The following is a 25,908-nucleotide window of genomic DNA, read 5'->3' as shown; positions in this document are numbered from 1 at the left end:
TAGACTGGCAACGGATACCCACCATGATGTCGCTGACTCCTTTATTACAGCAGCACCTGCAGGCGTTTTTGCCGCGCCTGCCGCAAGAGATTGACTCCCTGACACTGAGCGACGAAGCTCGCGCGGTGCTGGCGATAAGTGATTTTGTTGGTGACAGCGTAGTGGCGTATCCCGCCTGGCTGCAAACGTTGCAGCAGGACGCGCCCAAGGCTGACGAATGGCAACATTATGCCGCCTGGCTGCAGCATGACTTGCAGGATGTACACGACGAAGCGGCATTAATGAAAGCGCTGCGTTTTTTCCGTCGCCGCATTATGGTGCGCATTGCCTGGGTGCAGGCGCTGGAGCAGGTGGATACCCAAAGCACGCTGCAACAGCTCAGCGTGCTGGCTGAAACGCTTATCGTGGCCGCCCGCGACTGGCTCTATGCTGCCTGCTGTCGCGAGTGGGGCACGCCCTGTAACGCAGCCGGAGAGCCTCAGCCGCTGCTGATCCTCGGCATGGGCAAGCTCGGCGGTGGCGAACTGAATTTCTCTTCCGATATCGACCTGATTTTTGCCTGGCCGGAGAACGGTTCAACCCAGGGCGGGAGGCGCGAGCTCGATAACGCCCAGTTCTTTACCCGCATGGGGCAGCGCCTGATTAAAGTCCTCGACCAGCCGACGCAGGACGGTTTTGTTTACCGCGTGGATATGCGCCTGCGTCCGTTTGGCGACAGCGGCCCGCTGGTGCTCAGCTTTGCCGCGCTGGAAGATTATTACCAGGAGCAGGGGCGCGACTGGGAGCGCTACGCGATGGTGAAAGCGCGCATTATGGGTGACAACGACGACGTGTGGAGCCAGGAGCTGCGCAACACGCTGCGCCCGTTCGTGTTCCGCCGCTACATCGACTTTAGCGTGATCCAGTCCTTGCGTAACATGAAGGGCATGATTGCCCGCGAAGTGCGCCGCCGGGGGCTGACGGACAATATTAAGCTCGGCGCGGGCGGTATCCGTGAAATCGAGTTTATCGTTCAGGTCTTCCAGCTCATCCGCGGCGGGCGAGAGCCTTCGCTGCAGTCCCGCTCTCTGCTGCCTACCCTCGACGCCATCCAGCAGCTTCATTTGCTCCCGGAAGAGGATGCACAGAAACTCCGCGCGGCCTACCTCTATTTGCGTCGGCTGGAAAACCTGCTGCAAAGTATCAACGACGAGCAGACGCAAACCTTGCCGGGGGACGATCTTAATCGCGCTCGCCTGGCCTGGGCGATGCAGGCCGCAGACTGGAATGCGCTTCAGCAGACGCTGCTGCTGCATATGAACGACGTGCGCCAGGTCTTTAATGACCTGATTGGCGACGATGAGCCCGAAGCCGGGGAGGATAAAGTCTCTGAGGCATGGCGTGAACTGTGGATTGACGCCCTGGACGCCGATGAAAATACGGCGGTGCTAAGTCATTTAACTGCTGAGGCACGGGCCGAATTACTCAAGCAAGTTAGCCATTTCCGTCAGGAGATCGACAAGCGCACTATTGGCCCACGTGGCCGCCAGGTGCTGGATCAGCTGCTGCCGCACCTGCTGAGCGAAGTCTGTTCCCGGGCCGACGCGCCGTTGACGTTTTCCCGCTTAACGCCGTTGCTGTTTGGCATTCTCACCCGCACGACCTATCTGGAGCTGCTCAGCGAATTCCCCGGCGCGCTCAAGCACCTGATCACACTCTGTGCGGCCTCGCCGATGATTGCCGCGCAGCTTGCCAGCTACCCGCTGCTGCTTGATGAATTGCTCGATCCCAACACGCTGTACCAGCCAACGGCAATGGATGCTTATCGCGACGAACTCCGTCAGTACCTGCTGCGAGTGCCGGACGAAGACGAAGAGCAGCAGCTCGAAGCGTTACGCCAGTTCAAACAGGCCCAGATGCTGCGCGTGGCGGCAGCCGATATCGCCGGAACCTTGCCGGTCATGAAGGTTAGCGACCATTTGACCTGGCTTGCCGAGGCTATTCTGGATGCGGTGGTTCAGCGAGCCTGGACGCAAATGGTGGCGCGCTACGGTCAGCCCCGGCATCTGCAGGACAGAGAAGGCCGTGGCTTTGCCGTGCTGGGATACGGAAAACTGGGCGGCTGGGAACTGGGCTACAGTTCCGATCTGGATTTGGTCTTCCTGCACGATTGCCCGATGGAAGTCATGACGGACGGCGAGCGGGAAATCGATGGTCGCCAGTTCTACCTGCGCCTTGCCCAGCGCATTATGCACCTGTTCAGCACGCGAACCTCGACCGGTATTCTGTACGAAGTCGATGCTCGTCTCAGGCCATCCGGTGCGGCAGGAATGCTGGTGACTACGGCAGAATCCTTTGCCGATTATCAGAAAAATGAAGCCTGGACCTGGGAGCATCAGGCGCTGGTCCGGGCCCGCGTTGTTTACGGTGACCCGGCGCTTAACCGCCAGTTTGATGCCATTCGTCGCGAGATCCTTTGCACGCCACGAGAAGGGCAGGCGCTGCAGGTTGAAGTGCGCGAGATGCGTGAAAAAATGCGCGCGCATCTGGGCAATAAACACCGCGATCGTTTTGATATTAAAGCCGATGAAGGCGGTATCACTGACATCGAATTTATTACGCAATATCTGGTGCTGCGCTATGCCAGCGAAGCGCCGAAGCTTACCCGCTGGTCTGATAATGTCCGCATTCTGGAGCTGATGGCGCAGAACGACATTATGGACGAAAGCGAGGCCAAAGCTCTGACCCACGCCTATGTCACGCTGCGCGATGAATTGCACCATCTGGCGTTACAGGAATTGCCTGGGAACGTTGCGCTGGACGCTTTCGTTGAAGAACGTGAGCAGGTGCGCCGCAGCTGGCAAACCTGGCTTGGCGAGCCGCAAACGCACTCCGGGGCGTAATTATGTTATCATCCCGCGCAAAATTTTATCCCTCGCTGGAGAGTCAGGAATGAAAGTAACGCTGCCCGAATACAGCCGTGCAGGCGTCATGGTGGTTGGTGATGTGATGCTGGATCGCTACTGGTACGGCCCAACCAGCCGTATCTCGCCGGAAGCCCCGGTGCCGGTGGTGAAGGTGGATACCATTGAAGAACGCCCTGGCGGTGCGGCTAACGTGGCGATGAACATTGCTTCGCTTGGCGCTAATTCTCGCCTGGTCGGCCTGACCGGTATTGACGATGCGGCTCGTGCGCTCAGCCAAAGCCTGGCCGGCGTCAACGTGAAGTGCGACTTCGTGTCCGTCCCGACTCACCCAACGATTACCAAGCTGCGCGTGCTTTCCCGTAACCAGCAGCTGATTCGCCTCGACTTTGAAGAAGGGTTTGAGGGCGTAGATCCAGAACCCTTGCACGAGCGTATCAGCCAGGCGCTGCCGCAGATTGGCGCGCTGGTGCTTTCCGACTACGCCAAAGGCGCGTTGGCAACCGTGCAACAGATGATTCGCCTCGCGCGTGAAGCCAAAGTGCCGGTGCTGATCGACCCGAAAGGTACGGACTTTGAGCGTTACCGTGGTGCCACGCTGCTGACCCCGAACCTTTCCGAGTTCGAGGCCGTGGTCGGCAAATGCAAAACCGAAGCCGAGCTGGTGGAACGAGGCATGAAGCTGATTGCCGACTATGAACTGTCGGCGCTGCTGGTGACACGTTCCGAGCAGGGCATGACGCTGCTGCAGCCGGGCATTGAGCCATTCCATCTGCCAACCCAGGCGCAGGAAGTCTACGACGTGACCGGGGCCGGTGATACGGTGATCGGCGTGCTGGCGGCGACGCTTGCGGCGGGAAACTCTCTGGAAGAAGCTTGCTACTTCGCCAACGCTGCGGCGGGCGTGGTCGTTGGCAAGCTGGGAACGTCAACCGTTTCTCCGGTCGAGCTGGAAAACGCGGTACGTGGTCGCGCAGAAACGGGCTTTGGCGTCATGACCGAAGCCGAGCTGAAAGTTGCCGTCGCCGCTGCGCGCAAGCGCGGTGAGCGTGTAGTGATGACCAACGGCGTGTTCGATATTCTGCATGCGGGCCACGTATCTTACCTGGCGAACGCCCGCAAGCTGGGTGACCGTTTGATTGTGGCGGTGAACAGCGATGCTTCTACCAAACGCCTGAAAGGCGAAACTCGCCCGGTCAACCCGCAGGATCAGCGCATGATCGTGCTGGCGGCGCTGGAAGCCGTGGACTGGGTTGTGCTGTTTGAAGAAGACACGCCGCAGCGCCTGATTGGTGAGGTTCTGCCGGATCGTTTAGTGAAGGGCGGCGACTACAAACCAGAACAGATTGCCGGCAGCAAAGAAGTTTGGGCCAACGGCGGGGAAGTGATGGTACTGAACTTCGAAGATGGCTGCTCTACCACCAATATCATCAAGAAGATCCAGACCAACGGCTAAATCCAGCCGCCTGAAGAAAAATGCCCTCTTCCGAGGGCATTTTTGTTTCTAGTGCTTCACTAACGTGGCGAAGTAATAGACCAGCGGAATCGCCAGCAGGTACAGCCCCACCGGAATTTCACGCCACTTACCGGCAATCACTTTAATGATGATGTAGAACAGCAGACCGCCGGCGATCCCGGTGCCGAAGCTGTTGGCGATAAGCGTGATCATCACCATCATCAGTACCGGCAGGCCGTCGGTAAAGTTCCCCAGATCCACTTTTCGCAGGCCGCTGAACATGTTCAGGCCGATAAGGATCAGCGCGGGTGCAGTCGCTTCTTTAGGGATCATCAGTGCGATCGGCGTAAACAGCAGCATCAGCAGGAACATCACCGCCGCCGCCAGCGCGGTCAGGCCGGTTTTACCGCCAGCTTCTGCCGCCGCCGAAGACTCAATCAGCGCGGTGGCGGCCGGAATGCCGACCCACGGGCCCAGCGCTGCGGCAATGGAATCCACCATAAACGGACGGTTGATGTGCTGCATGTTGCCATGTTCGTCCAGCAGCCCGGCTTCGCCGCCCACCGCCAGCGTGGTGCCCATGGTGGAGAAAAACTCTGAAGCAAAGAACACAAACAGGAACGGCAGGAAGGCGATGTTCAGCGCGCCGAGCATATCAACGTGGCCCAAGACCGGTGCCAGCGAGTGCGGCATAGCGATAAAGCTTTGCGGCAGATGGGTGACGCCCAGCGGAATGCCGACCAGCGTGGCAAACAGGATAGCCCACAAAATGGCGCCCGGTATGCGGCGAGCCTGAAGGGCAATCGCCAGGAACAGGCCACACAGCGCAACCATCGCGCCAGCAGAGGTAAAGTCGCCGAGCGCCAGAGCGTTGGTTTTCGCGTTTGCCAGCACCAGGCCAGCGTTGCGGAAGCCCAGCACCGCGACGAACAGCCCGATGGAGGCCGTAAGCCCGAGCTTTATCGACTGCGGCACCGAGCGCGTAACGACCTCGCGCAGGCCGAGGCGGGTAAGCGCAAAGAACAGAATGCCTGACCAGCAGGCAATGCCGAGGCCAATCTGCCAGCCAATATGCTCGCTCCCGGCGAGCGTAACGCCCACCAGCACCGAGCCGCCGATACCTGGCCCGACAATAAACGGCAGGTTGCCGTAAAACGCCATCAGCAGGGTGCCGATGACGAAGACGATGATTGTCCCGGTAGTTGCCGCGCCTTTATCCATGCCGCCTACGGCAAGCAGGCCGGGGATAACCACTAAAAGATAAGCTGCAGCGAGAAAGCCGGTCACGCCCGCGAGGCATTCGGTTTTCACTTTGCTTTGGCGGCTGCGGAGCTGGAATCGCCGCTCCAGCCAGCTTTCACTGGCGGCCTGAGACACTGAATTTTCGGCCATTATTTGGCTCTCCGGATTAATGTGTTGTGTGTGCGTCTGCCGGATGTTCGTGGCATTCAATAAGCGGGTCGACAATCTGGCGAGTGCTGCCATCCGTCAGGCCCAGATCGGTCAAATGTGGTCCGGCGTTACAGGCGAGGCAGGTGCCTTCGATAGCCTTGAACACGCGGTACGGCGGCTCCCAGTCGGCGACTTTATTGCTCAATTCGCGTAATTGAGCAAACTGCTGCGCCAGCTCGGCGGTGGGAAGATCGGAGAGCATTCCGGCAATCGGCATTTCTACCTTCGCCAGCATCTGCCCGTTTTGGCTCAGCGCCATCCCGCCCCCGCAGGCGATAAGCTCGTTGGCGGCCAGCGCCATATCGTGCGGATCTCTGCCCAGCACCACCAGATTGTGCGAGTCGTGCGAATAGGTTGTGGCAATGGCCCCGCGAAGTTCTCCCCAGCCTTCGAGCAGCGCCAGCTGAGGTTTTGCTTCGTGGCGGCCGTGACGATGCTGAACCCAAATCAGGCTGAAACCTTCTGGCAGCTGGACTTCACCGTGCCGGACTTCTACCTCGACTTCGCTCCATTGGGTGAAGCGAGCGCCCTTGATGTGGCGCAGGCGTGCGCGGCCATTGTTGACCGGCACTTTGAGTACAAAATCGTTTGGGTTTAGCGGCTGCAGCTGAACGGTATCTCGCGGAGGAACGATAGACGGCGCCGCGACGGGCTCCAGCATTTTCCCCTGTTCGGCTACAAGCTTCCCGGCAACGTAAACGGTTTTGGCGCTCAGTTTTTCCAGTGAATCAAACACCACCAGATCGGCGGTGCGCCCTGCGGCAATCAGGCCGAGATCCGGACGCTGCAGACGCAGCGAGGCGTTAAGCGTGGCCAGGCGCAAAGCATCCGTGGCCTTCATGCCGTGCTCAATCAGCAGGTTAAGCAGCGCCACGATACCGCCTTTTGCCAGCAGCATGTCCGGCGGCACGTCGTCGGTGCAGACGGTGACCTGCGAGGAAAGATGCGGCAGGCCGTTCAGCGCGGCGACGATCTCCGGCAGCAGATACGGGTGTGAACCACGAATTTCCAAAGTCAGCCCGGCGCGCAGTTTTTCCAGCGCATCTGCCGCGGAGGTAAGTTCATGGTCGGACGTTACGCCAGCCGCCAGGTAGGCCTGCAGTCCGGCGCCGCTGAGGCCGCGCGCATGCCCTTCAATCAGCTTGCCGCTCTCCAGGCCAGCGTTAAGAATTTCCAGCATTCTCTCGCTGCCGTTGAGCACGCCGTGCATATCCATCACTTCGGCTACGCCTGCCACTTCAGGCCAGGAGAGCAGGGTTTCCATCTCTTTCCCGGCAAAATCTGCGCCGGACATCTCCAGCCCCGGCGTTGAAGGCACGCTGGACGGCGCCGCGCAGATCACGCGCAGCGGCAGGTTGCGGCTGGCGTCAACGGCGTAGCGCACACCTTCAATGCCGAGCACGTTCGCCAGCTCGTGCGGATCCCAAAAAATAGTTGTGGTGCCCTGGGCAACGACGATTTCGGCATAGCGGGCGGGCGGCAGGTGGGAACTTTCAACGTGAACGTGGGTATCCATCAGCCCTGGGCTGAGGTAATTGCCGGCAAGATCGTGGGTCTGGGCGGCATCTTCGCGGCTGCCGCGAGGATGTACGCTGGCGATAAGCGTGCCAACTATACCGACATCGGCTTCACGTGTTTCTCCGGTTGCCATATCAACGACTCTGCCATTAATGAGCAGCAGGTCGAAAGGCGCTTCACCGAGGGCGGCTTTTACCGCCCGGCGTCGTAAATCAGCAGAGGTCATGGCAGGGTTCCAAAAAAGAGGCTCTGGCGGCTACTCTAGGCAGGGGAATACGCTTTGCCCAGATGATTTAATTTATCAGCCGATAAGAAACGTTTATCCTGTGGCAAACGTTTACCTGGCAACCCTGATACCCCAATGGCTGAACCCTGGCAGCGCCTTCCCGCACTCTCGTTAAAACAGATCCAGTATTTTGTGACGCTGGCGAAACTTCGTCATTTCACCGATACCGCCAGCCGGCTGGCGATCAGTCAACCCGCGCTGAGCAGCGCGCTACGGCAGATTGAGTCCGTACTGGGCGGCAAGCTGGTAAATCGTACCGCGGCCGCAGTGACGTTAACGGACTTAGGCGCGGCGCTGCTGCCTCATGCCGAACGCGTGCTCAACGTTGCGCAGCGCTCCTTTGACGATATGCAGCGTATTGTGCAGGACGGAGGCGACGGCACGCTTCGCATAGGCCTGGTACCGTCGGTAGGTAGCCTGCTGTTCCCCGATATTCCCCAATTGATCGCCGAAGCTTTTCCTCGCCTGCGCGTAGAGTTTCACGATCGCACCAACGATGCGCTGATAGCCCAACTGGAAAGCGGTCAGCTGGACTTTGGCCTGGGCGCGCTGGACAGTTCGGTGCCTAAAACGCTGGAAATCCATCCGCTGCAGGAGGATCCCTTTGTGGCGGTAGTCAACTGTCACGATCCTCTGGCAGAATCCAGCCATGCGCCGTGGCGGAGCCTGGTGAAGCGGGACATCGCCGTATTTTCAAAAGGCAATATCAGCCGGCTGGTGGCGGCAATGGCCGAAAGCCAGCGTCTGACGCTAAATGCACGCTATCAGGTCGATTTTATTGAAACGCTTTACGGGCTGGTGCGCTCGCAGCTGGCGGTGGCGATTTTGCCGCAGCTTTACACCACCTTTTTGCAGGACCCCGAGCTGAAAGTGATTCATTTGCAGCAGCCTTCGCTCAGCCGCACCGTGGCGCTGATGCGAAGCACCGAACCGTTTGCGCCGCAAATTGAAGCCTGCTTCCAGCTTATTGTTCGCGTATTACAACAACGAAAAGCACCCTGATTTCACAAGGAAAACCTGACATGAAAAAGATCCTGCGCGTGGTGGTTGTGCTGCTGATTTTGCTGCTGGCCGCCGTCGCAATCCGCCTGTGGCTGCTGCATCGCCACAGTGATGCTCTCTGGAATATCATCAGCCAGCAGTGCATTCCTAACCAGCAGCAGAATAACTCACCGGCGCCTTGCCTGAAGGTCGACCTGGCGCAGCGCTACCTGGTGTTCAAAGATGCGAAGGGCCCGCTGCATACTCTGCTGATGCCGACGGACAAAATTACCGGCATTGAAAGCCCGAAAATTCTCGAAAACGGCGCGCCAAACTATTTCCAGGACGCGTGGGATAACCGCCATTTCCTGCTGGATGAAACCACAAAAGCGGTGCGAGATGACGATTTAGTGCTGGCAATCAATTCCCGTTACGGGCGCTCCCAGAACCAGCTACATATTCATCTCTCCTGCCTGCGTCCTGAGGTGTACCAGTCCATTAACCAGCTTGCCGATAAAGTGGATACCCAGTGGCAGCCGTTTGGCGCGGAGATCCTCGGGCATAAATATCTGGCAATAAAAGTCCCTGCAGATGCTAATCCGTTTACCGTGCTGGCGGAGTATGTGAAGGCGCAGGATGACGAAATGGAGAACTTTGGCCTGGCGCGCGTGGTGACAGCGAAAGGGGATGTGGTGCTGTTAGCCAATCCTCGCCAGCTGCTGGGCGGGAATCAGGGCTCGGCGGAAGAGATGCTGGACTACAGCTGCTCGCTGGCAAACTAAATAAAAACGGCCTCTTCGAGAGGCCGTTTCTTTGCTGCCGTTACGACAGGTAATTCATGCCCTGTTTGAGTACCAGGTCGCAGGCTTTAGTTTTCACTTTTTCGGCTAGCGGCGAGTTGCCGATGCTGTTCAGATCCAGCTTCTGACCGTTGGCCGTATTCAGCAGGCCCATCAGACCCTGGTTGTAGTCCTGCTTGTCGGCAGGCTTGGTGCTGCTTTCCAGCCCCAGCTTAGTCATCAGCTGGTTTTTGATATTGTCGGTATTGGTGACGGAAGCCAGTTTATTCTTCGCGCAGTATTCCATTACGCCGGCCGCATTGGTCATCGTGCTTGAGCTAAGTGACTTGCTGTTGCCGTTAAGCAGGCTGGTCAATGAAGAGAGAGAAAGACCGCCACTTTGAGCGCCGTTGCTGGCGGTCGTGCCGTTGCTTTTGCTCAGCTCGCTTGCGGCGCTGGAAAGCTGATCCTGCCAGCTTGCAGCAGTTGCCTCGCCGGTGAAAAAGGCCGCTGCCAGAGCCATGGCGCAGAGAGTTTTATTCCTTGCTTTCATCTTGTGATACTCGCTTTGTTTGCCTGCAGTGCAGGAGATTTCAGGCGAGAGTATAGCGCTTTGGCCGCAAGCAGGGGGATTGAGAGTTGTCTTAAACCGGGGATTCAGGTGAAAAAGCCGGGTTTCCCCGGCTCGTTACATCAGTTCACATCAGTTGATGATGTTCAGGGTCACGTCGATGTTGCCGCGGGTCGCGTTGGAGTAAGGGCAAACGATGTGTGCTGCGTCGACCAGTTTTTTCGCTTCGGCAGCGTCCATACCAGGCAGGTGGATGTTCAGCTTAGCTTCGATGCCGAAACCGGTCGGCAGTGGCCCGATGCCGACTTCACCTTCAATGAAAGCTTCAGACGGCATGGAGACTTTGTCACGGCCGGAGACGAACTTCATCGCGCCCAGGAAGCAGGCAGAATAGCCTGCGGCGAACAACTGCTCAGGGTTAGTGACTTCGCCACCCGCGCCGCCCATCTCTTTTGGCAGGCCCAGCTTGACGTCCAGCACGCCGTCGGAAGAGATTGCGCGGCCTTCACGGCCACCGGTAGCTTTGGCTTTTGCGGTATAAACGACTTTTTCTAAAGACATGGCAGGTTCCTCATCTTACATTGCATTTACGCTATAAAATAGCGTGCGATTTATGTGGTGTTTTAAAAACCGCCGACAATATCGACGGTTAATTATTACGTATTTAAATTACTGCGCAAGGTTTCCAGCTGTGTTTTGAGCGCCAGCATGCTGTCCACGCTGCAGGCCGAAGCACAGCGGACGGAATCTGGAATACCCAGCGCTTTTTCCTGCAGCGCTTTCCCTTCCTGGGTCAGCGTCACGGCTACCTGGCGCTCATCTTCGCGTGAACGCTGACGTAACAGCAGCCCCGCGTTTTCCAGGCGTTTCAGCAGCGGAGTCAGGGTGGCCGAGTCTAAAAACAGACGCTCGCCAATTTGCGACACCGTGACATCGTCCTGCTCCCACAGCACCAGCATCACCAGATATTGCGGATAGGTAAGCTGCAGCGGCGCGAGCAGCTGGCGGTAGAGCTTGTTCACCGCCAGGTTGGCGGAGTAGAGCGCGAAGCAAAGCTGGTTGTCCAGCAGCAGGGCGTTCGTTTCGGTCGATGTCTTCTTCATGGTTCTCAATATAGATAGTGCGCTATTAAATAGCAAATTTTATTTTGCGGCGGCTTCTCTGCCCGCTCATCATCAGACCCGAGGTTTTTTGCGATACAGCCAAAGCCCCGGCAGCGAGAGGCCAATCGACAGCGCGCCTACGATAAACGAAGCCTTCAGAAAATTAGTCACCAGCTGGATCATCAGCGGATCGCTGTAGCCGAAGTGCGTCAATTTTACCGCCGAGATCATGGCGGTGTAGGCGTAGATCCCTGGGAACATGGGAATAACGGCCGCAACGGTGAAAACTTTTGGATGAGCAAGATACCAGCGTGACCACTGAATACCAATGATGCCGACCAGAATCGAAGCCAGAAAAGTGCTCCATTCGATGTTCAGGCCTGCGCTCATCATCGCCATACGCGAACCGTGGCCGATGCCGCCGAGCAGGGCGCAGTAGGGCAGGGCGCGCTGGGGTACGTTAAACACCAGCGCAAAACCTGCCGCCGGCACGGCGGACAGCGCCATATCCTGAAGCAAAGCCAGAATAAATTCGATTATGCCCATCCTCGCAGCCCCCATACCGACATCGCCATCACCACGCCGATGCAGGTGGCAAGCGTGAGCAGGCTGGCCATCGCCCAGCGGGCCAGGCCGGTGTTGACGTGGCCTTTGAACATATCGGCTACGGCGTTAATCAGCGGGAAACCGGGAACCAGCAGCAGTACGCTTGCGGCCATCGCAATGTTGGAGGTAGCGGCAAACGGGCCCTTGGCGATCAGCAGCCCGGAGACGCTGGTGGCGACAAACGCGGTGATGCAGAAGTTTATCTGTGGGTGAAGCTGGCGATGCGTGAGCAGCTGGCGTACATACATCGCCAGCGAGCTGGCAATAAAGGTGACCAGCGCGCCGTCCCAGCCGCCGTTATTCAGTTTGCAGAAGCAGCCGCAGGAAAGACCGACCATCAGCATCACCATCCAGCGCGGGTAGCGCAGCGGTTTGATGTGTTCGAAGCGCTTATGAACGTCCCCTGCATCGAGCAGTTTGTGTTCGGCGAGGATCACGATGTGCTGCACTTCGGTCACAACATGCATATTGATCCCGCGATCGACATTTTTACGCGTGGTCGTCAGGCATTGGTTGTCTTTGATGGTGCTGAGCACAATGGCGTTAGCGGAGATTGAGCTTTCCACGCTGTCCATGCCCAGCGCTTTGCCGAGGCGGGTTGAAAGCTCTTCTACCAGCGCGCTTTCTGCCCCGTGCTGCAGCAAAAAGAGCGCACACTGAATACATAAACGAGTGACGTCCCGTTGGGGAACAACATCTGGCTGCATGCTTATCCTGACGAAAGAGAATGAAATGCGCTTAACGTTTATCCATTTAACATGAGCGCATCGCTTCATTAGTCGCGTCAGATCAAGCTTTGAGTCACTTAAGCCGCAATTACAGGCAGACGTCCACCCATTTAGCCTGAGTTAATTCGGCCATACGTTCAGGGGAGATGCGGACGGCGCTGTGGATAGCGCCTGCGGCGGGCAATACTTCATCGTACTGGCGCAGCGAAATGTCGCAGAATACCGCCAGCGGGTTTTCCAGCCCAAACGGGCAAACGCCGCCGACCGGATGCCCGGTCCAGTTCACTACTTCATCGCTGCTGAGCATGCGCGCTTTAGCGCCAAAAGCTTCTTTAAGTTTCTTATTATCAAGACGAGCATCGCCTTTCGCGACGATCAGAATAATGTCGTTTTTGACTTTTAATGAGAGCGTTTTGGCTATTTGCCCGGGGGCCACATTGTGGGCCGCAGCGGCAAGCGCGACGGTAGCGGTGCTTTGGCTTAGCTCGATGATATCTATATCTGGGGCATGATCGGCGAAGAATTGCCGCACGGACTGCAAACTCATGATTTTCTCCTGATCCAGGTGGCAAATAATTTCGCATAAGCTTGTGCTTTCTGTAAACCGCTTATACTTATCTCATACCCGCCTTGTCAGAAATTTCTGGATCTCCTTCACAATCAATGAAACCGGTTGCAGTAACCGGTTGCAGTAATAAATTCCGCGAGGAATACTGAATCCCGTAACCACCCCTGTACCTAATAATAAGAGTCGTCTATGAAACGTATCCTTTTATGCTGTGCCGCTGGTATGTCTACCAGTATGGTCGTGAACAGGATGAAACAGGCCGCCCAGGATCAACAGATTGAGGTTGAGATTAAGGCGGTGGGTATCGAAGAGTTCACGGATGCTTTGCCTGAATTTGATTGCTGTTTACTCGGTCCGCAGATCAAATACCGTCTGGAAGATTTTAAGGCTCAGGCCGCTCCCAAACGGATCCCGGTCACGGTCATTAACTCTATGGATTACGGAATGATGCGCGGCGACAGAATTCTCGCCGACGCACTCGCGTTGATAGCCTGACAGGAGAGCCAATATGTCTTCCAACCACGCTGCATTTAATTTAATTTTCCGCTTTGTTGAAAACTACGTCAGCCCTGTTGCCGGGCGTATTTCCTCACAGCGTCACGTCATGGCCATTCGCGACGGCTTTATTTCCGCGATGCCGTTCATGATTGTCGGATCGTTCCTGCTGGTCTTTGCTTATCCGCCGTTTTCGCCCACCACAACCTGGGGTTTTGCTCGCGCCTGGCTCGATTTGGCGAAGCAGTTCGAGGGGCAAATCCTGACGCCGTTTGATATGACGATGGGCATTATGTCTATCTACATTTGTGCGGCGATTGCCTACAACCTGGGCAAACATTACGTCAAATCGCACGGGCTGGATCCCTTCATGTGCGCGATGCTGTCGCTGATGGCTTTCCTGGTGGTTGCAGCCCCGAAAACCAAAGGGACGCTGCCGGTGGATAGCCTCGGCGGTACCGGGATCTTCACCGCGATTCTGGTGGCGATTTACTGCGTAGAGATGATGCGTTTCCTGAAGGCACACAACATCGGCATTAAGCTGCCGGACCAGGTGCCGCCGATGATCAAAAACTCTTTTGACCTGCTGATCCCGGTGCTGGTGGTTGTGCTGACGCTGTATCCGCTGAGCCTGTTTATCCAGTCCCAGTTCGATATGCTGATCCCTCAGGCCATTATGGCGCTGTTTAAACCGCTGGTGTCGGCTGCGGATTCCCTGCCTGCGATTCTGCTGGCGGTGCTGATTGCCCACCTGCTGTGGTTCGCGGGAATCCACGGGGCGGCGATTGTCTCCGGGATGCTGCAGATGTTCTGGCTGACTAACCTGGGCCTGAACCAGGGCGCACTGGCCGCCGGTGCACCGCTGCCGCATATCTTTATGGAAGCGTTCTGGACCTTCTTTATCGTGGTCGGTGGTTCCGGGGCGACGATGGGCCTGGTTGTCTGCTATCTGCGCAGTAAATCTGCTCACCTGCGTTCTATTGGCCGGCTTAGCATCGTGCCAACCTGCTTTAACATTAACGAGCCGGTTATCTTCGGGACACCGATTGTGATGAACCCGGTGTTCTTCATTCCGTTCCTGCTGGCGCCAATGGTTAACGCCGTGCTGGCCTGGGGCGCGATGAAGCTGGATCTGATTGGCCGCGTAATTTCCGTTGTGCCGTGGACGGCACCTGCGCCAATTGGCGCTGCCTGGGCGCTGGGCTGGGACTTCCGTGCGGCGATTCTGGTGATTCTGCTGGCCTGCGTCTCGTCGATTATCTACTTCCCGTTCTTCAAAGTGTACGAGAAGCAGCTGCTGGAGCAGGAGAAAGAAGAGGCGCAAAGAGCGAGCGAGGAAGGAAACCAACAGCTGGCTTAATAGCTTAGATAGAGAGAACGAACGGCGGGGAAACCCGCCGTTTGCTATTTCAGAGTACAGTCGCCGCAGCGTTGGACGTCGGGCAGCTTGTAGCGCTGGCAGCAGGTGCGGCGAACCAAAACGCCATCACGTGGGATCACGGTGCGGTAAAGCGGGTTTTCCCTGCCGCATGAGAGCTGCTTTTCAAAGAAACAGGCATTCACCAGCGCTGCCAGGCTCTGCTCATCCAGCAGCGGTTTCAGCTCGCCGAAGAACCAGTTCACCAGGTAGCCGGTGTTGCTCCAGATAAGCCGGGCGTTGATGTCTTCGCTGGCTTCCAACGCCGCTACAACGGGTATCAGGCCGTGGGTAATGAACTGCTCCAGGCGCAGGCGTAGCGGTAGCTCGTTTGCCTGGCTGTCTTCTTCCACGTTAATCCAGAAGCATTTGGCTCGCCCCGTTTCATGGAACTCAACGCGGATGTGTTGGGGAGCAATGTTCAGCGCTTTAGGTTGGGTCAGCAAGGCCATCATCATCGGCGGCACCAGCAGGCCAATGTACCACTGCGCCCACAGGGACTTCAGCGGCTTGTGCTCGCGGGAAAGTTGAGGCTGGTTACGATAAATATGGTCGCCGTAGGCCGCCATCAGTGAAGTCAGCACGGCAGGTTTTCGCCACTCGCTTAGCGTCATCGCTGAGGCAGGCACGGGCTCGTTTAATTTGATGATGTCGTTGAAGTAAGGCCGGTGGGTGGCGAAATGTTCCCGCAGAGAATCGGCCAGCGGACGCGCCGCCGGAGACCAGGGGAGCACAAAACACCCGCTGTCGTCGCTGAGCTGAAGGGATTGAAGCGCCATACTCTCGTCAAGAAGTAATCTAAATGATAATGATTAGCAATCCTAACTATGCGTGCTTCCTCTGGCAAGATGATTTCGCCGCCATCGCAAATTGAAGGCGGCTTTTGCGATCTGGCGCGGCTTATCGGCAGGCTATTTTGAGGCGAATTTGTAAGCCGTTTTGCCGTCAGGGAAGAATGCGTAGGTCACGTACATTGGGATTGTGCGGCCGCAGGCGTCAAACTTCCAGGCTTCTTTCGCTGAACCTGAAATCAGCGCCGTTCCGGCGGCATTAGTGCGGATATCATCCGATTTACTGACCAGGGCTACGGAGACGGATTCTGGTTTGTCCCGGCAGCCGCTGGTGATAGGCAGCATCGGGATAAGGTGCTGCAAAACATAGGCTGGATCGCTGGTCAGCGGCTGGCCTTTGACCTGCAGTCTGCCGGCGTTATTGTTGGCACAGGCGGTGAGAAGAAGTACGGGAAGTACGACGAGCGCAGGAAAAACGTTAGCCATTATTATTCCTCAGAGATACAAAGTATTGCCGTAAGCGGCATGTTTTTATTGTCTGAAATATGAACAATATGCTGCCGGTACGCAACCACATTATTTCTGAGGAAAAGGCTAACCTGCGGTGGCCATTTCGTTGGTCAGAATGCTGTTTCGTCCGCGATTTTTTGCCTGATACAGCGCCTTGTCCGCCTGGCTCAGAGCGTCATCAATGCTGCCTCCGGTAAAGGGCGCCAGGCCGATACTGACGGTGACGTTGGTCGCGACCTGGTTATTAAACATATGGGGAATCTCCAGATCGAAAACGCGCTGGCGGATCCTTTCGGCTGACTGCAGTGCGCGCTCGCCGTCGATGTTGGTGAGCATCACCATGAACTCTTCGCCGCCGTAGCGCGTGACGATATCTCTTGAACGCACGGCATCGCGGATGGCGGCCGACACGCGGATCAGCGCCTGATCGCCCATCGCATGGCCGTAGTGATCGTTGTAGGACTTGAAGTAGTCGATATCCAGCAGCAAAACGTAATGGCTGCCGCTGCCGGAGGCCTGAATATGTTCGAGGCGGTTTTGAAAGCCACGGCGGTTATACAGTCCGGTTAAAGGATCGAGCATGCTGAGGTCGTTCAGCGTCTCTTTCTCTTCGAGAAGCTTATTCATCAGCCGCTGGGTAAAACGCTCGTTACGCTTTTGAATAATATGCTGAATGGTGATGCCGATGGCGGGCAGCGCAATAGAGTAGAGCACCCGTAACCACTGATCGACATCCCCCAGCCAAAGCACCACCAGCGCGACGGGCAGGCTTTGTAGCAGGAAGGCCACGATATTATTAATAAACGAAATGGCGCCAATAAAGAGCACCGACATCAGGCTGATAACCAGAAATGAAGTATCCAGATAGCCGATAGCCTCGTGCTTAATAAAAATGTGCAGCGCCCATAATAATCCGAGAGATAACGAGACAATATTCAGGTTAATCAATCGCTTTTTATTGATAACCTGCCAGGCCAACAGCGCCAGGCTGGCGAGCAGAATGGTGATAGCGGGCAGCGTTACGCGCATGGCCGAATGGATCGGGAAGAGCATAGCAAAAGCGGCTGCCAGGGCGTTGAGCAGCAAAAATAAACGTAAAGAAAGCTGGTGCTTTGCTTTGAGTAAGGCTCGCCAGGTTTGGGCTGTCATAGAACGGTTATGTCTTGGGTAAGTGCGTCAGGTGTTGTGTGTGTGTCGTATCAATGAAAAGCGGGTTATTTGCTTTTCTGGCAACTATTGGAATTTTTATGAGGCAAACTAAAGCCGGCGGTCAATCTATCACCTTACTGAAAATCTGTCATTAAATGACGCGTCAACCCTGGCTATTTCAGCGATAGCTCTCGCACGTTTTCACGCTGACAATTGAGAAATTTTATCATATGATATTGGTTATCATTATCATGATTGAGGCGCGAAGATGCTGCAACGACGACTCGAAGGTGGCTGGAGTGTAATGGTGGCGGGCCTTGCCGTCGCGCTGCTTGCCTGTATGGATCTGTCTTTCAGCCAGTGGCGAGTGCTGGTGGTCGTCGGGCTGTTGGCAACGGCGCTGATGCTATATCACAAGACGTTACGGCACTTTGTTTTACTGCCATCATGCGTAGCATTTGCCAGCGGATTGCTGCTGATTGTGATGAATTTGGGAACGATGAGATAAACAATAGGGGATAAAAAAGAGGGTCACTTCGTAAGAAGTGGTGCGAAGAGAGGGACTTGAACCCTCACGTCCGTAAGGACACTAACACCTGAAGCTAGCGCGTCTACCAATTCCGCCACCTTCGCACAGTTTTCAGGTTTGCACCTGAAGAGTTTTGATATCGCCTTCGCATTGGTGCGAAGAGAGGGACTTGAACCCTCACGTCCGTAAGAACACTAACACCTGAAGCTAGCGCGTCTACCAATTCCGCCACCTTCGCGCAGTGCGAACGATATCTTTCGTGGTTGTGTTGGTGCGAAGAGAGGGACTTGAACCCTCACGTCCGTAAGAACACTAACACCTGAAGCTAGCGCGTCTACCAATTCCGCCACCTTCGCATACCTGTCATACCGAAGTATCACAACCACGGAGGCGCATTCTAGATGTTTTCTGAGCTTCGTCAACACTTAATTTGGTGCCGCTTTTCTGACTGATGCAAAAAGCGGCACACGAAGCGTGTTTAGCGTTTTTTACCCGCGCGGGTCAGAACGGCACGGTAGACCTTGAAGCGGCCGGTTTGGGCAATAACTTCATGGCTGCCAAACACTTCGTCCAGCACGTTAGGGTAGGCCAGGAAGGCGTTCGCCACGATGCGCAGCTCGCCGCCCATGTTCAGATGGCGTGCTGCACCGCGAATAAGCTGGTGAGCCGCATCAAGGCTGGTTTGCATACCGTCGTGGAACGGCGGGTTGGAGATAATCATGTCGAAACGACCGTTGATCTCCGAGTAAACGTTACTGGCGATGACTTCGCCTTCAATGCCGTTTGCCGCAAGGGTTGCACGGCTGGCAGCTACTGCAGGCGCGCTGACGTCGCTCAGCGTGAGGCGAACTTTTGGCGAGTGGCTGGCCAGGGTGATGGCCAGTACGCCCGCGCCGCAACCTACGTCCAGCACTTTGCCTTTGGTGTGCGGCGTCAGCGTGGAAAGCAGCAGCTTGCTGCCGGTATCCAGGCCGTCACGGCTGAAGACACCCGGCAGGGTTTTCACCGTCATCTCGTCATGTGGATATTCGTCCCACCAGCCGTTTTCATCAAACGCTGGCTGCTGCTCAAGGCGGCCGTGGTACAGGCCACAGCGGCGAGCGCTGTCGATTTTGGTCAGCGGGCAAATGTCAGCCAGCATCTGCTCGGCGCTGCGCACGCCGGAACGGTTTTCGCCCACGACGAAAACGTCGGTGCCAATCGGCATCAGCGACAGAATGTTCATCAGCTGGAACTGGGCTTCTGGCTTGTTCTTCGGCCAGTAATAAATCAGCGTATTGCTGTCAGCAACGATGTCCGCACCGGCCACGAGGCCGTACTGTGCGTTCTCACCCATCTGCGCGCTGAGTACCTGCCAGTGGTGGAATTGCTGGGTGTGGGCGCGGCTGGCGGCGGTGTCGAAACGCGCCGGCAGGTCGTCTTGCATGTCACCGGCAAACAACACACGGCTCTCGGTAAAATCATCGCTGTGGCGCAGCAGTACTTCACTCGCCGGGGTAAACGCACTCATCAAATTGCTCCTGGAAAATCAGAGCGTGGATTATAGAGCTTTAATGGCGTGGATTCGATGAATTTGCTATATTTGCCGCCCTAATTACGCTCCAGATAGGTTTCGCTATGACTTCCCCTTCCCGACGCGACTGGCAGTTACAGCAGCTGGGTATTACCCAGTGGGTGCTGTGCCGTCCGACGGCTTTGCAGGGTGAAATTGCGGTTTCTTTGCCTGCTGGCGTGCGTTTGGTGATGGTCGCCGAGGCGCTGCCGGCGCTGAACGATCCGCTGGTGAAGGACATTTTACGCAGCATGGCGTTAAGCCCTGAGCAAGTGATGCAGCTGACCCCAGAGCGCGTTGCGATGATACCGCCCGACAGCCGCTGCAATAGCTGGCGTCTGGGCGTGGAGCAGCCGCTGACGCTGGACGGCGCGCAGCTGACTTCCCCCGTGCTGGATGAGCTTTATCACAATGGCAACGCGCGACAGGCGCTGTGGCAACAAATTTGCGAACATGAACACGATATCTTCCCTGACGCCGAATGATTTAGCGGCGGCGTACGCCATCGAGCTACGCAGTCATGCTTTTCCCTGGAGTGAAAAAACGTTTGCCAGTAATCAGGGCGAACGCTACTTCAATTTACGGCTGGACGTTGACGGCAAGCTTGCCGCTTTTGCGGTGACGCAGGTCATTCTCGACGAAGCCACGTTGTTTAACATCGCGGTCGATCCGGCATACCAGCGGCAGGGGCTTGGAAAAGCGCTGCTTGAGTACCTTATCGAGGAGCTTGAGAAGCGGGATGTCTTTACGCTGTGGCTGGAGGTACGTGCCTCCAACGTTGCGGCAAGAACGCTGTACGAAAGTCTGGGCTTTAACGAAGCGACGGTGCGTCGTAACTATTATCCTGCAAAAGAAGGTCGGGAAGACGCAATCGTGATGGCGCTTCCCCTCGGTTAATATTGAAAAGGTGTGTGGATGAACTGGGACTGGATTTTATTTGATGCGGACGAAACGCTGTTTACTTTTGACGCGTTTGGCGGTTTACAGCGGATGTTTCTCGACTATAGCGTGACCTTTACCGCAGATGATTTCCAGGAATACCAGGCGGTGAACAAGCCGCTGTGGGTGGATTACCAGAACGGCGCGATTACCGCGCTTCAGCTTCAGCTCAGGCGTTTTGAGGACTGGGCCGAGCGGCTTAGTGTTCCTTCGGCTGAACTTAACACCGCCTTTTTATCCGCGATGGCGGAAATTTGCTCCCCGCTGCCGGGGGCCGTTTCTTTGCTTAATGCGCTGAAGGGTAAGGCTAAACTCGGCATTATCACCAACGGCTTCACCGCGCTGCAGCAAATCCGCCTGGAGCGTACCGGCCTGCGAGACTATTTCGACCTGCTGGTTATTTCCGAGCAGGTGGGCGTGGCAAAACCCGATCGCCGTATTTTCGACTATACCTTTGAGCAGATGAATCAGCCTTCGCGTGACCGCGTATTAATGGTGGGCGACACCGCGGAATCCGACATTCTTGGCGGCATTAACGCCGGGATAGCAACCTGCTGGCTTAACGCCCACGGACGTACCGCGCCGGAAGGGATAGAACCGACCTGGCAGGTCACCTCGTTAAGTGAACTGGAGCAACTGCTGTGTAAGCCATGATTGTTGATTGTTAAACCCGCAATGATGGGTAAAATAGCCGCCAAATAACGTTCACTCGGCGCGTGGCTCAAGGCCGTGCGCACTTAAAGAAGATGTAATTATGACTTTGTCTCCTTATTTGCAAGAGGTGGCGAAACGCCGCACTTTTGCCATTATCTCCCACCCGGATGCCGGTAAAACGACCATCACCGAAAAGGTTCTGCTGTTCGGACAGGCGATTCAGACCGCCGGGACGGTAAAAGGCCGTGGCTCAAGCCAGCACGCTAAATCCGACTGGATGGAGATGGAAAAACAGCGTGGGATCTCGATCACCACCTCGGTGATGCAGTTCCCGTACCGCGACAGCCTGGTTAACCTGCTGGATACCCCAGGGCACGAGGACTTCTCCGAAGATACCTACCGTACCCTGACCGCCGTTGACTGCTGCCTGATGGTTATCGACGCCGCGAAAGGTGTAGAAGATCGTACCCGCAAGCTGATGGAAGTGACCCGCCTGCGCGATACGCCGATCATCACCTTTATGAACAAGCTCGACCGCGACATCCGCGACCCGATGGAAGTGCTGGATGAGGTTGAGCGCGAGCTGAAGATTGGCTGTGCGCCAATCACCTGGCCAATTGGCTGCGGCAAGCTGTTCAAAGGGGTTTATCATCTTTATAAAGATGAAACCTACCTCTACCAAACCGGTAAAGGCCACACCATTCAGGAAGTACGCATCGTGAAAGGGTTGAATAACCCGGAACTCGACGCTGCCGTGGGTGAAGATCTCGCTCTGCAGCTGCGTGACGAACTGGAGCTGGTGCTGGGTGCTTCTAACGAATTCGATCACGAGCTGTTCCTGGCCGGTGAGATAACGCCTGTGTTCTTCGGGACTGCGCTGGGTAACTTCGGCGTAGACCATATGCTGGATGGCCTGGTGGACTGGGCTCCGGCGCCCATGCCGCGTAAAACCGACACGCGTCTGGTTGAAGCTGATGACGAGAAGTTCACCGGCTTTGTCTTTAAGATTCAGGCCAACATGGACCCGAAACACCGTGACCGCGTGGCCTTTATGCGCGTCGTTTCCGGCAAATATGAAAAAGGCATGAAGCTGCGCCAGGTACGTATTGGTAAAGACGTCATTATTTCTGACGCGCTGACCTTTATGGCCGGTGACCGTTCCCACGTGGAAGAGGCTTACCCTGGCGACATCATCGGCCTGCATAACCACGGCACGATTCAGATAGGCGACACCTTCACCCAGGGTGAGATGATGAAGTTCACCGGTATTCCGAACTTCGCCCCAGAGCTGTTCCGCCGCATTCGCCTGCGCGATCCGCTCAAGCAGAAGCAGCTGCTTAAAGGCCTGGTTCAGCTTTCTGAAGAAGGTGCGGTGCAGGTGTTCCGTCCTATTGCCAACAACGATCTTATCGTTGGTGCGGTCGGGGTTCTGCAGTTCGACGTGGTCGTTGCTCGCCTGAAAAGCGAATATAACGTGGAAGCGATTTACGAATCGGTGAACGTGGCGACGGCGCGTTGGGTTGAAGGGAATGACGTGAAGAAGTTTGAAGAATTCAAACGTAAAAACGAAATTCAGCTGGCGCTGGATGGCGGGGATAACCTGACCTACATCGCGCCAACGATGGTGAACCTGAACATTACTCAGGAACGTTATCCTGACGTTACCTTCCGTAAAACCCGCGAGCACTAATTGCCTGACAGAACGCGGCGTTCGCCGCGTTCTTTTCACTTTCCCTGTCTTTTGAATCCCTTGCGGAATCCTCTTAATTTCACGCTAATCCTGCGTTATCGCTGCTTTTTCCATCAGTTCGCCATGCAGTTTTAAGATTGTGATCTATATTTAACAAAGCGATGACAATTTTATTGGACGAAAGCTCCGGGAATTAATCATTTCCTGGTGTCTTGTTAGCGTTTCCCCGGTCATCTCAATATTAACAGCTGATTTTTTTCGGCTTACGGGAAACGAGAAAGCTCAAATGATGAGCAAACCTACAGGAATTAATCGATGACTACGACTAAGATTTCAAAAACTCTGCTGGCGGTTGTGTTGGGCTCAGTACTGGCAAGCACCAGTGCCTTTGCCGAAGACACTATGCTCAATAAAACGGAGTCTACCGCCGATAGCGCAGGGAAAAAAATCGATAGCTCTATGACTAAAGTCGGTAATTTCATGGACGACAGCGGCATCACAGCGAAAGTTAAAGCAGCACTTGTAGACGACAAAAATATTAAAAGCACCGACATTTCGGTGAAAACCGAAAGCAAAGTGGTCACCCTGAGCGGTTTTGTTGAGAGCCAGGCTCAGGCCGAGCAGGCCGTTGCCACGGCGAAAAAAGTGGAAGGTGTGACCTCGGTTAGCGACAAACTTCATGTCCGTGACGCTAAAGAGCAGTCGGTGAAAGGCTATGCCGGTGATGCGGCAACGACCAGCGAGATCAAAGCGAAATTACTGGCCGACAGCATTGTGCCTTCCCGTCACGTAAAAGTGGAAACCACCGATGGGGTGGTTCAGCTGTCCGGTGAAGTGAAGTCCAGCGCCCAGTCCGAGAAGGCTGAAAGCATTGCCAAATCGGTTGAAGGCGTGAAAAGCGTTAAAAACGATCTGAAAGTGAAGTAACGGCAGCACCCGAAACGTCTTCCCCGGTTAGCCCGGGAGACGATAAGTACCACCATTACACATTATCGCCTGCGGGTTAGCCATCCGGCGCCCGTGAAGAAGCGATAAGATTCACTATGGTTAAGGAGAGTCTATGTTTCGTTGGGGCATTATTTTTCTGGTTATTGCGTTGATCGCTGCGGCCCTGGGCTTCGGTGGTCTGGCTGGTACCGCTGCAGGTGCTGCAAAAATCGTCTTTATAGTCGGTATCATTCTGTTCCTGGTCAGCCTGTTTATGGGACGCAAACGTCCTTAGCGACGCTCATTAAGTAACATACCGATACAAAAGCCAGTCCTCGTGACTGGCTTTCGCCGTTTTACTTAGCGCGCTATGGGTATAGGGTAGAAACTCACAACAACAGAAATTCAGGAAAGCAGGGTGGGACATCGTATACCCGTTACGCTCGGCAATATTGCGCCGCTGGCGATCAAACCTTTTCGTCCTGGAAAACTCGCTCTGATTTGTGAAGGGGGCGGGCAGCGCGGGATCTTTACGGCCGGGGTTCTGGACGAATTTATGCGCGCGGAATTCAACCCCTTTGATCTGTTCTTTGGCACCTCTGCCGGTGCACAGAACCTTTCTGCCTATGTCTGTAACCAGCCGGGGTATGCGCGCCGCGTGATTACGCGTTTTACCACGACCAGGGATTTCTTTAACCCGCTACGCTTTGCGCGTGGAGGGCACCTGATCGACCTCGACTGGCTGATAGAGTCCACCTCCACGAGGCTGCCGCTTTCGATGTCCAGCGCGGACCCGCTTTTTGAGCAAGGAAAAGAGTTCTTTATGTGCGCCTGCCGCAGCGATGACTATGCGGCGAATTACTTTTCACCGAATGCGGATACGTGGCTAAATTTACTGAAAGCCTCAAGCGCTATTCCGGGCTTCTACCGCGCTGGCGTCGAGATTGACGGCGTCAGCTATCAGGACGGGGGCATAAGCGATGCGGTGCCGGTGCGGGAAGCCGCTAATCGCGGGGCTGACACGCTGGTGGTCATTCGCACCGTGCCTTCACAGATGTACTACACGCCGCAGTGGTTCAAACGCATGGAACGCTGGCTCGGTGACAGCAGCCTGCAGCCGCTTTTGAATCTGGTGCAGCATCACGAAGAGAGCTATCGTGATATCCAGAGTTTTATTGAGAAACCGCCCGGCAAGCTGCGAATTTTTGAGATTTACCCGCCGAAGGCGCTGCTGAGTAGCGCGCTCGGAAGCCGCCTGTCCTCGCTGACGGCAGATTACCAAACGGGCCGCCTGTGCGGGCGTTATTTCCTCGCAACCATCGGCAAGCTGCTGGTCGCGAAGCCACCGTTAAGGCGGCATTTGCCGCGTGTGAATACGCCGGGGCCATTGGTCATTCCTCCGGCGGCGGCGGCAAACGAATCCCTGGTCAAACCGATTGGCTCAGGCCTGCAGGCAAATGATGCCGCGTTTGATAATGAGGATCTTGCGTGAGTTTTACGTTCTACGACACCCATTGCCACTTTGATTTCCCCCCGTTTACCGGTGATGAAGCCCACAGCCTCGAGCTTGCCGCCGAGGCCGGGGTTCGTAAAATCATTGTGCCCGCAGTTGAAGCAGGGCGTTTCGATCGCGTACTTGCGCTGGCGCAGAACTACCCGGCGCTTTATGCCGCTATCGGCCTGCATCCGATAGTGATTGAAAAACATGATGAAGTCGGGCTGGCGGCGCTGGAGGATCGTCTGCGGCAAAAACCGGAGAAGCTGATCGCGATCGGCGAAATTGGGCTGGATCTTTATCGCGAGGATCCGCAGTTCGACAGACAGGAATTTATCCTCGACGAGCAGCTAAAGCTGGCGAAGCGCTACGATCTCCCTGTGCTGCTACATTCTCGCCGTACCCATGACAAGCTGGCGCTGCACCTGAAACGCCACAATTTACCGAGAACCGGCGTGGTTCACGGTTTTGCCGGTAGTCTGCAGCAAGCTGAGCGCTTCATAGCGATGGGGTACCGCATCGGGGTAGGCGGCACTATCACCTATCCGCGAGCCAGCAAAACCCGGGATGTGATGGCCCGCCTGCCGCTTTCATCGCTGCTGCTGGAAACGGACGCGCCTGATATGCCACTTAACGGCTGGCAGGGGCAGCCAAACCGCCCCGAACGTGTGGCAAAAGTCTTCGAATCCTTGTGTGAACTCCGACCGGAGCCGCCTGAAATCATCGCTAACGCCTTGAAAAAAAACGCAGACGAATTATTCGCTTTCTAATTAGCTGCCTGAAAGCGTGATGTTAGTCACCTTGCTGTG

The 25,908-nt window shown here is 56.0% G+C and carries 27 protein-coding genes and 3 tRNA genes; 15 read left to right on the top strand and 15 right to left on the bottom strand.

The features are described 5' to 3' along the window. Window positions 1–23: 23 nt before the first annotated feature. On the top strand, window positions 24–2,882 hold the full coding sequence (gene glnE, locus HX778_RS19685) for a bifunctional [glutamate--ammonia ligase]-adenylyl-L-tyrosine phosphorylase/[glutamate--ammonia-ligase] adenylyltransferase (RefSeq protein WP_176982830.1): 2,859 nt from the start codon (window positions 24–26) through the stop codon (window positions 2,880–2,882). A 49-nt stretch (window positions 2,883–2,931) separates the two neighbouring features. Beyond that, on the top strand, window positions 2,932–4,359 hold the full coding sequence (gene hldE / locus HX778_RS19680; RefSeq protein ID WP_038475862.1) for a bifunctional D-glycero-beta-D-manno-heptose-7-phosphate kinase/D-glycero-beta-D-manno-heptose 1-phosphate adenylyltransferase HldE: 1,428 nt from the start codon (window positions 2,932–2,934) through the stop codon (window positions 4,357–4,359). Between the two features lie 48 nt (window positions 4,360–4,407). Here the strand turns inward: hldE and HX778_RS19675 are convergent, their stop codons facing one another. Then, entirely contained in the window at window positions 4,408–5,751 is a 1,344-nt protein-coding gene (locus HX778_RS19675) for an NCS2 family permease (protein ID WP_176982829.1), read from the bottom strand. Between the two features lie 16 nt (window positions 5,752–5,767). Next, a complete protein-coding gene (locus HX778_RS19670; protein WP_038475855.1) occupies window positions 5,768–7,555 on the bottom strand; it encodes an adenine deaminase in 1,788 nt (595 codons plus the stop codon). 135 nt (window positions 7,556–7,690) lie between these two features. On the opposite strand from HX778_RS19670, the gene HX778_RS19665 reads away from it, so the two are divergent. Further along, complete coding sequence (locus tag HX778_RS19665; RefSeq protein WP_038475852.1) at window positions 7,691–8,617, top strand: LysR family transcriptional regulator; 927 nt, start codon at window positions 7,691–7,693, stop codon at window positions 8,615–8,617. Between the two features lie 20 nt (window positions 8,618–8,637). Then, window positions 8,638–9,378, top strand: a complete 741-nt coding sequence (locus HX778_RS19660) for a CDP-diacylglycerol diphosphatase (protein WP_176982828.1) — start codon at window positions 8,638–8,640, stop codon at window positions 9,376–9,378. Window positions 9,379–9,418: 40 nt separating this feature from the next. Here the strand turns inward: HX778_RS19660 and HX778_RS19655 are convergent, their stop codons facing one another. From HX778_RS19655 to HX778_RS19630, 6 genes are all read right to left on the bottom strand, one after another. After that, window positions 9,419–9,928 carry a DUF2501 domain-containing protein gene (locus tag HX778_RS19655; RefSeq protein ID WP_038475845.1) on the bottom strand — a complete coding sequence of 170 codons (510 nt, stop codon included), beginning with the start codon at window positions 9,926–9,928 and terminating at the stop codon, window positions 9,419–9,421. 150 nt (window positions 9,929–10,078) lie between these two features. Then, window positions 10,079–10,507: an organic hydroperoxide resistance protein gene (locus HX778_RS19650; protein ID WP_176982827.1), complete on the bottom strand. Its 429-nt coding sequence runs from the start codon at window positions 10,505–10,507 to the stop codon at window positions 10,079–10,081. 95 nt (window positions 10,508–10,602) lie between these two features. Next, on the bottom strand, window positions 10,603–11,049 hold the full coding sequence (locus tag HX778_RS19645) for a MarR family winged helix-turn-helix transcriptional regulator (RefSeq protein ID WP_176982826.1): 447 nt from the start codon (window positions 11,047–11,049) through the stop codon (window positions 10,603–10,605). A gap of 72 nt (window positions 11,050–11,121) precedes the next feature. Next, window positions 11,122–11,595, bottom strand: coding sequence for a threonine/serine exporter (locus HX778_RS19640; RefSeq protein WP_038475836.1), 474 nt, complete (start codon window positions 11,593–11,595; stop codon window positions 11,122–11,124). Next, window positions 11,586–12,362, bottom strand: a complete 777-nt coding sequence (locus tag HX778_RS19635) for a threonine/serine exporter ThrE family protein (protein ID WP_038475833.1) — start codon at window positions 12,360–12,362, stop codon at window positions 11,586–11,588. Before HX778_RS19635 ends, HX778_RS19640 begins: the two co-directional genes overlap by 10 nt. A 109-nt stretch (window positions 12,363–12,471) precedes the next feature. After that, entirely contained in the window at window positions 12,472–12,930 is a 459-nt protein-coding gene (locus HX778_RS19630) for a YbaK/EbsC family protein (protein WP_176982825.1), read from the bottom strand. Window positions 12,931–13,140: 210 nt separating this feature from the next. On the opposite strand from HX778_RS19630, the gene HX778_RS19625 reads away from it, so the two are divergent. Next, window positions 13,141–13,446: a PTS sugar transporter subunit IIB gene (locus HX778_RS19625; protein ID WP_038475827.1), complete on the top strand. Its 306-nt coding sequence runs from the start codon at window positions 13,141–13,143 to the stop codon at window positions 13,444–13,446. 13 nt (window positions 13,447–13,459) lie between these two features. Further along, complete coding sequence (locus tag HX778_RS19620) at window positions 13,460–14,806, top strand: PTS sugar transporter subunit IIC (protein ID WP_038475824.1); 1,347 nt, start codon at window positions 13,460–13,462, stop codon at window positions 14,804–14,806. Window positions 14,807–14,850: 44 nt separating this feature from the next. Here the strand turns inward: HX778_RS19620 and fhuF are convergent, their stop codons facing one another. The 3 genes from fhuF to HX778_RS19605 form a co-directional block, all read right to left on the bottom strand. Continuing rightward, complete coding sequence (gene fhuF, locus HX778_RS19615) at window positions 14,851–15,642, bottom strand: siderophore-iron reductase FhuF (protein WP_176982824.1); 792 nt, start codon at window positions 15,640–15,642, stop codon at window positions 14,851–14,853. 132 nt (window positions 15,643–15,774) lie between these two features. Then, complete coding sequence (locus tag HX778_RS19610) at window positions 15,775–16,140, bottom strand: hypothetical protein (RefSeq protein WP_176982823.1); 366 nt, start codon at window positions 16,138–16,140, stop codon at window positions 15,775–15,777. A 108-nt stretch (window positions 16,141–16,248) separates the two neighbouring features. After that, entirely contained in the window at window positions 16,249–17,313 is a 1,065-nt protein-coding gene (locus HX778_RS19605) for a GGDEF domain-containing protein (RefSeq protein ID WP_038475816.1), read from the bottom strand. 268 nt (window positions 17,314–17,581) lie between these two features. Here HX778_RS19605 and HX778_RS19600 point away from each other — a divergent pair, with 268 nt between their 5' ends. Further along, window positions 17,582–17,821, top strand: a complete 240-nt coding sequence (locus tag HX778_RS19600) for a DUF1435 domain-containing protein (RefSeq protein ID WP_038475813.1) — start codon at window positions 17,582–17,584, stop codon at window positions 17,819–17,821. Between the two features lie 38 nt (window positions 17,822–17,859). Here the strand turns inward: HX778_RS19600 and HX778_RS19595 are convergent. The 4 genes from HX778_RS19595 to rsmC form a co-directional block, all read right to left on the bottom strand. Beyond that, window positions 17,860–17,946, bottom strand: a tRNA-Leu gene (locus HX778_RS19595). A gap of 47 nt (window positions 17,947–17,993) precedes the next feature. After that, window positions 17,994–18,080 (bottom strand) — tRNA-Leu (locus tag HX778_RS19590). 31 nt (window positions 18,081–18,111) lie between these two features. Continuing rightward, window positions 18,112–18,198: transfer RNA gene (locus HX778_RS19585), tRNA-Leu, on the bottom strand. Window positions 18,199–18,320: 122 nt separating this feature from the next. After that, window positions 18,321–19,352, bottom strand: a complete 1,032-nt coding sequence (gene rsmC / locus HX778_RS19580; protein WP_038475810.1) for a 16S rRNA (guanine(1207)-N(2))-methyltransferase RsmC — start codon at window positions 19,350–19,352, stop codon at window positions 18,321–18,323. A 107-nt stretch (window positions 19,353–19,459) separates the two neighbouring features. On the opposite strand from rsmC, the gene HX778_RS19575 reads away from it, so the two are divergent. The 8 genes from HX778_RS19575 to HX778_RS19540 all read left to right on the top strand — a co-directional run bounded on the left by HX778_RS19575 (window position 19,460) and on the right by HX778_RS19540 (window position 25,869). Next, window positions 19,460–19,879 carry a DNA polymerase III subunit psi gene (locus HX778_RS19575; protein ID WP_176982822.1) on the top strand — a complete coding sequence of 140 codons (420 nt, stop codon included), beginning with the start codon at window positions 19,460–19,462 and terminating at the stop codon, window positions 19,877–19,879. Further along, a complete protein-coding gene (gene rimI / locus HX778_RS19570) occupies window positions 19,848–20,291 on the top strand; it encodes a ribosomal protein S18-alanine N-acetyltransferase (RefSeq protein ID WP_038475804.1) in 444 nt (147 codons plus the stop codon). Before HX778_RS19575 ends, rimI begins: the two co-directional genes overlap by 32 nt. Before the next feature lie 18 nt (window positions 20,292–20,309). Further along, window positions 20,310–20,987 carry a pyrimidine 5'-nucleotidase gene (gene yjjG, locus HX778_RS19565; protein ID WP_038475801.1) on the top strand — a complete coding sequence of 226 codons (678 nt, stop codon included), beginning with the start codon at window positions 20,310–20,312 and terminating at the stop codon, window positions 20,985–20,987. 100 nt (window positions 20,988–21,087) lie between these two features. Further along, window positions 21,088–22,677 carry a peptide chain release factor 3 gene (gene prfC, locus HX778_RS19560; RefSeq protein WP_038475798.1) on the top strand — a complete coding sequence of 530 codons (1,590 nt, stop codon included), beginning with the start codon at window positions 21,088–21,090 and terminating at the stop codon, window positions 22,675–22,677. Between the two features lie 315 nt (window positions 22,678–22,992). Further along, window positions 22,993–23,604: a molecular chaperone OsmY gene (osmY, locus tag HX778_RS19555; RefSeq protein WP_176982821.1), complete on the top strand. Its 612-nt coding sequence runs from the start codon at window positions 22,993–22,995 to the stop codon at window positions 23,602–23,604. 133 nt (window positions 23,605–23,737) lie between these two features. Continuing rightward, a complete protein-coding gene (locus HX778_RS19550) occupies window positions 23,738–23,899 on the top strand; it encodes a DUF1328 domain-containing protein (RefSeq protein ID WP_032299797.1) in 162 nt (53 codons plus the stop codon). A 123-nt stretch (window positions 23,900–24,022) separates the two neighbouring features. After that, on the top strand, window positions 24,023–25,096 hold the full coding sequence (locus tag HX778_RS19545) for a patatin family protein (protein WP_176982820.1): 1,074 nt from the start codon (window positions 24,023–24,025) through the stop codon (window positions 25,094–25,096). Next, on the top strand, window positions 25,093–25,869 hold the full coding sequence (locus HX778_RS19540) for a TatD family hydrolase (protein ID WP_176982819.1): 777 nt from the start codon (window positions 25,093–25,095) through the stop codon (window positions 25,867–25,869). The genes HX778_RS19545 and HX778_RS19540 overlap by 4 nt, the downstream gene beginning before the upstream one ends. The last annotated feature ends 39 nt before the right edge of the window (window positions 25,870–25,908 follow it).

The organism is Cedecea sp. P7760 (assembly GCF_013386425.1).
GTDB classification, from domain to species: domain Bacteria; phylum Pseudomonadota; class Gammaproteobacteria; order Enterobacterales; family Enterobacteriaceae; genus Cedecea; species Cedecea selenatireducens.
The sequence above is the reverse complement of the archived record's forward strand: the minus strand, read 5'-3'. Positions and strand labels throughout refer to the sequence as shown.